Source organism: Sediminibacterium sp. (assembly GCF_051861365.1).
GTDB lineage: Bacteria > Bacteroidota > Bacteroidia > Chitinophagales > Chitinophagaceae > Sediminibacterium.
In genome coordinates this window covers 95,273-101,520 of sequence record NZ_JBHYCW010000012.1, presented here as the reverse complement: position 1 = coordinate 101,520, position 6,248 = coordinate 95,273, and the positions used below count along the sequence as shown (strand labels likewise).

At 41.8% G+C, this 6,248-nt stretch carries 3 protein-coding genes; 2 read left to right on the top strand and 1 reads right to left on the bottom strand.

The genetic code is table 11. From position 1 onward, the window contains the following. Window positions 1-1,497: 1,497 nt before the first annotated feature. A complete protein-coding gene (locus ACTIEV_RS07650; RefSeq protein ID WP_322194464.1) occupies window positions 1,498-4,026 on the bottom strand; it encodes a S9 family peptidase in 2,529 nt (842 codons plus the stop codon). A gap of 238 nt (window positions 4,027-4,264) precedes the next feature. On the opposite strand from ACTIEV_RS07650, the gene kynU reads away from it, so the two are divergent. Then, a complete protein-coding gene (gene kynU, locus ACTIEV_RS07645) occupies window positions 4,265-5,527 on the top strand; it encodes a kynureninase (protein WP_439516313.1) in 1,263 nt (420 codons plus the stop codon). Between the two features lie 82 nt (window positions 5,528-5,609). Continuing rightward, entirely contained in the window at window positions 5,610-6,218 is a 609-nt protein-coding gene (locus ACTIEV_RS07640) for an SGNH/GDSL hydrolase family protein (RefSeq protein ID WP_439516312.1), read from the top strand. The last annotated feature ends 30 nt before the right edge of the window (window positions 6,219-6,248 follow it).

Below are 6,248 nucleotides of genomic sequence, written 5' to 3'. Positions count from 1 at the left end.
CCTTTTCGGTGCGATTTTCTTGCCCTTTTTCATAACGTTGACCTCCTTTTTTGGTCAACCTTTTTTATATACGGACAAATATTCTCATCTCCTCACAAACCACTCCAATCTCCCACACTGTTCACAAGCGCAGCAATTGGCGGAGCGGTCTGCCCAATCAAAACCAAAGAAGGCAGAGATAGAGCTGTTGAGTAATACTTTTTTGGTCCAAAAACGGTCATGTCCGCAGTGTGGGCAAACTAAGGCTTTGCCATGCAGCACAATAGTCTGCGCTTCCTGTTGTTTGAATAGTTTCATACACAAGTATTGATGGTAAACGATACGATTTTCTCTATGGGGAGGGAAAAAAGATGGGGGAACTCTAATGTAATACTTTTTTGATATGTCTGTATGTTTTCTTCGAGAAATTTCCGAAGCGCAGTACAAGACACTGAATTAAAATGTGGATAAGGCGAACTAAAGGTGAACCCCTAGTGAACCCTTACTGAACCCTTGGTGAATCCCCCTGTGCCCCTTCGTCGCCAACAAATTGAACACTGCCCATTTAGATCAGACCCTTGGTGAATCCCCCTGTGCCCCTTCGTCGCCAACCTTATCGTGAGCTCATCTCGACTTATTCGTGAGGCAATCGTGAGTAGTGAAAGGTGATTTTTTTTGACTTTTGACTTTTGATTTTTGACTTTCAAAAAAACGCATTATAAGCCCCATATAGCCCTTAAAATTTTCAACCTATAACCCCTTAAAAAGAAAAGATCATCGATTTTTCTCTAGGAAAACTACCCTGAGAATGGGTGTTTGCAGGGAAGGGGTTGCTGTTGTATGGTTGCGTGAGTAATCCGTGTTCCGGGTACTATCCTTCCTGTTTATATCTGTACTCCCTAAACCTTCCTCCTAATGATACCCCGTATTCCCCCCTAGGATACTTAGGTCTATCCCTTAGGATACCCTACTCTAGTCCTTATCTTTTTTAGCAAATTTAGCAAAACGCAAAACCGAATAAAACTTTTAGCCGAAAGCCGCATATTTTTTGCTATCCAGAGATGCCTGTGCTTTTGCTTGGTCACCTATTCGCTATCTGCAACCCCTCTGGGGGTTGGAAAATCAAAATCAATGTTTTTTCTACAGTCTGTTACCCCTCCGGGGTATTTGTAAGCGTAAGTAACCTTATTTCTTGATCCTTGTCCCTTCCTTGTTTCCTGTTCCTTATTTCTTGTTTCCTATTCTTTCCCTATGCTTTCACTATGGTTTGACTATGGTTTCCCTATGAAATCACTATCATTCTCTTATGGTTCTCTTATGACGCTCGTAACCCTCTGGTATCCTTTCCTTAGGTTTCTCGTAGCATCATCAGGTAGCTATCAGTACCTTGTCAGGCACCTGTCTTACCCTCACCCCGACCCGCCTCAGCGGATCGGTATGAAAAAAAAAGCAGTGGTCTTCTTTTAAAACCACTGCTTTAAAACTAATACCTAGTAGCAAGCACCTAGTACCTAATTCCTAATTCCTCCTCCCACCAGTACGCCCATTCTGCTCTACTTCCTTATTCATCTCTTCAATATCAGTTTCAGAACGTCCGGTTTTATCACCCAATAAATGTTCAGCAAAATAGTCGGCTTGTCTCCAGAAGAAATATTCTGTCATATCACCATAACCATGACGTTGTCCGGGTAAGATCACCAAGTCAAAACGTTTGTTGGCGCGGATCAATGCATTGGCCATACGAATGGTATTGGCAGGGTGTACGTTGTTATCGATATCACCATGCGACAACATCAGTTTTCCTTTCAGGTTTTTCGCCAGATCAGGATTCTTTTCGATGCTGTACAAGAAAGAGGTATCTCCTTTATCGCTGATCACTTCTTTCACACCATGATGTTGTTCACTCCACCAACGGTTGTATACAGCGTTATCATGGTTACCTGCTGATGACACGGCTACCTTGAAGAAATCAGGATATACCAACATCGCAGCAGTACTCATGAATCCACCACCTGAGTGACCATGGATACCTACTCTGTCGATATCAATGTATTTGTAACGATCAGCGAGTTGTTCTGCAACAGCTTTCTTATCAGCCAAACCATAATCGCGTAAGTTACCATAACCATAATTGTGGTACCACTTACTACGAGCAGGATGCCCGCCACGATTACCCAAAGTGATCACCACAAAACCCATTTGCGCCAAACGATCGGTTCTATCAAAACCACGACCAAAAGCTTTGTTCACCGCTTCAGTTTGTGGGCCCGGATATACATACTCGATCAGTGGATATTTTTTCGTGCTATCAAAATCAAAAGGTTTGTACATCACACCATAGATATCGGTGATACCATCATCTGCTTTAGCTTTGAATATCTCAGGGAACTTATATCCGGATGCAACCAATGAACTGAAATCAGCGGTTTCCAGATCCATGATCTTCTTGCCATCTCCGTTATACAATACCGATTTCGGAACCGTGTTCACGCGAGAATAGTTATCAATAAAGAAACTATTGCCATCATTCATACGCATGGCATGATCATAATCACCGGGGTTCAGCAACTTTAATCCGGTACCATCAAAATTTACGCGATAAGCATGCAAGTAGTATGGATCTTCTCCTGCTTCTTTTCCATTGGCAGAGAAATACAATACACGCTTGGTTTCATCAATCCCTAAAATTTCTTCACAATGGAAAGCACCTGATGTAATCTGGTTTTTCAACTTACCATTTTCATCATACAGATAAAAATGTGCCCATCCATCGCGCTCACTCCAATGAATGAATTCTTTACCACCATTGATCAATCCGATTCGATTGATCTCGATATAAGTGTTGAAACGCTCTTCTAATACAGGTTTTACCGCACCTGTAGCCACATCAGCCATACAAACATCAATACGCTTTAGATCTCGACTGGTACGCGTGAAGTAGAATTTATCTTTGGTACCTAACCAAACAGAAGGTCTCCAATCATCATCACGGGTATTTACTTTTCCTGGATCAGACCATACAGCTACTGCCTGGTCTTTGAATTGAGATACATTGAGTTCTTTGCTGGTTTTATTCGCTACATCAAACAAATACAGATGATCAGTTGGCGACTCTTTTTCACCCGGCATCCAATATTTATAGGTTTCCAATGTTGGACGAGGATTCGCTACACTATTGATTACCCAAAGATTTTTCACTTTGCGGTTGTCTACACGACGCAGTGTGAAATATTTTGAATCAGGCGACCAGAGTGTGAATACAGGTTTTCTTTTCTTTACCTCTTTTTCTTTCTCATCATCGGTCATACCACTGCCGGATAAATTACCATCGTTGTAGTAACCATATCCATCAATACCATCTATAGTCAATGCATATTCTACAATGGTAGAATCGTTTTCATTCTTCAAAGCTTTCTCATAATTGGCTTTGTCCATCCAGTAAATATTGTAATTCTTACCGAATACAATTACGTTACCATCGGGAGAGATATTCGCCCAACTAGGTTTTCTTTTTGGCTTTTTGAAATCAGGCAGTTCGATCAACTCACCTGTCTGCAGGTTGTATTCAAAATAGAATACCTTCTTAGCAGGCGTAGCAGCTGCTGCACCGGCAGCACCACGACGACCGGTAGTAGCAGTATCTTTTTTCACTTCATCCTGTGTACTCTTCACTTCAAACTGGATCCAGTTTTCATCGCGTACAAAACGCATACTGTCGAGTCCGAGGTTTTGCGCATCAAAGGGATCTTTCACAATACGAGTGATCTTAGCAGCCAAATCCGCATTGTTGAACAACTCTTTCTTCTCTCCTTTCACGGGATCAACGATATACCACTTCTTCCCTTCTGTGGTTTCATACATATACCAGAATTTGTCTGAATTCTTGAGCCAGTGTGGATCAACAGCGATACTGAAGATCATTTTACCCAACTTCTTAGGAGAAAAACGAGCGGCCAATGCGTAATTGGCCTTGGTAACGGGGGTTTGTTGCGCAGTAACAGCAAATGCCAACAACAGCCATACCGACAACAGCAAGAATTTTTTCATACAGTCATTTCGTTTTTTGAGAAGCTGAAAATTAGGCGAAACCGCTTAAATGACCCAATCGGATTGGTAAAATTCGGTGAAGGGGGCAGGGCATCAGGTTATCGGGAAATCGGGTGATCAGGTAATCGGGGGGCTGTTTCATGTCATAACACCTACACCCATCCACAATCACCCGATTGCCCGAACACCTGATCACCCAACAACCCAAAAACACTATTTTACGTCCAAATTCATACCGATGTTTGCTTTTACTACAGAACGATCTTATGCACAAGGGGCTGATGCTGCTGATCTGTTGGCCGGATTTAAGAAAGAATTTCATTTCCCAAAAAAAGGTGATCAGGATGTCATCTATTTCTGCGGTAACTCATTAGGCTTGCAGCCTCGCAGTGTGTCATCTGCAATTGAGACTGAGTTAAATACCTGGCGGGATCTGGCCGTAGGTGGATATTTTAATGGCACGAATCCTTGGTTATATTACCATCAATTTTGTATTCCCACATTGGCAAAAATGATGGGGGCGAACGAAAATGAGATCACCGTAATGAATGCATTGACCGTGAATCTTCATCTATTGATGTTGAGTTTTTACAAACCCACTACTTCCCGTTATAAAGTAATCATGGAAGCAGGTGCTTTTCCTTCAGACCAATATGCAGTGGAGACTTTGGTTAAACATTTTGGCTTTGATCCAAATGATACGATCATCGAGATTGCACCAAGAGCAGGTGAAAAAACATTAAGAACAGAAGATATCCTCGCTACCATTCAATCTACGGGAGATGCTTTGGCAATGGTATTGTTTGGTGGGATCAACTATTATACAGGACAACTCTTCGATCTTACATCCATCACAAAAGCAGCACATGCTGTTGGTGCCATCGCCGGATTTGACTTGGCGCATGTTGCGGGTAATGTTCCAATGCAACTGCATGACTGGCAGGTTGATTTTGCGGTATGGTGTTCTTATAAATATTTGAACGCCGGTCCGGGTGCCGTTGGTGGTGTGTTTGTACATGAAAAACATGCCGGCAATGCAGATACACCCAGACTCGCGGGCTGGTGGGGCAATGACGAGAAAAGCCGTTTTAAAATGGAGAAGGGCTTTATTCCAAAAACAGATGCCAGTGGATGGAATATTAGTACTTCCCAAGTATTTAATACCGTGGCATTGAAAGCTTCTTTGGAATTGTTTGAAAAAGCAGGTATTGAAAATCTGAGAAAGAAAAGTTTGCATTTAACAGCTTACCTGGAATACTTATTAAAGCAATTACCACAATTGAATTTTGAAATCATTACTCCTACTGATCCTAAACAGAGAGGTGCACAACTTTGTTTGTATTTTAAGGAAAGAGGTAAAGAGATTCATGATAAAATGATCAGCAGCGGCATTATCGTAGACTATCGTGAACCCGGTGTAATCCGCGTTGCTCCTGCGCCAATGTATTGTAGCTTTGAAGATGTGTATCGGTTTTATGAGATTCTGAAGACTAACTTTTAACTTCAGTGTATCTCTGTGCCTTCAGTGGCAATCAATAAGTAATTGCCACTGAAGGCACAGAAGATCACAGAAAAATGCTTTTATGACAAAACACCATTTCAGCTATCTCGCTTTAGGAGATTCTTATACAATTGGGGAATCGGTTCCTTTACATGAAGGCTTCCCTTATCAAACCGTTCAACTTTTGAGAAAAAAGGGATTGCATTTCCATGCACCGGAAGTGATTGCCAAAACCGGCTGGACCAGCTTTGAACTCGCTGATCATGTATTACATACCGCTCTCAATGAGCATTATGATTTTGTGAGTTTACTTATCGGTGTCAACAATCAATATAGAGGATTAGAAATCAATGAATTTGAAAACGACTTTGAATACCTGCTCAAAAAAGCCATTTATTTTGCCGGCAATAAACCCAATCGCGTGATCGTACTCTCCATTCCAGATTGGGGTGTTACTCCTTTTGCTGCTGATCGTGATACCACTAAAATTAGTAGTGAGATCAATGCTTTCAATAAAGTATGCGAAGACAAAGTCAAAAAACTAGGTGGACATTTTATCGACATCACCACACAAACCAGATTGGCTAAGAATGATGAGAGCCTGCTTGCATCAGATAAACTACACTACTCCGCAAAATCGCACGCAGTGTGGGCAGAAAAAGTAGCAAGCACGATAGAGAGAAATCTTTGATTTTTTGATCCCTGTCTGCCGACAGGCAGG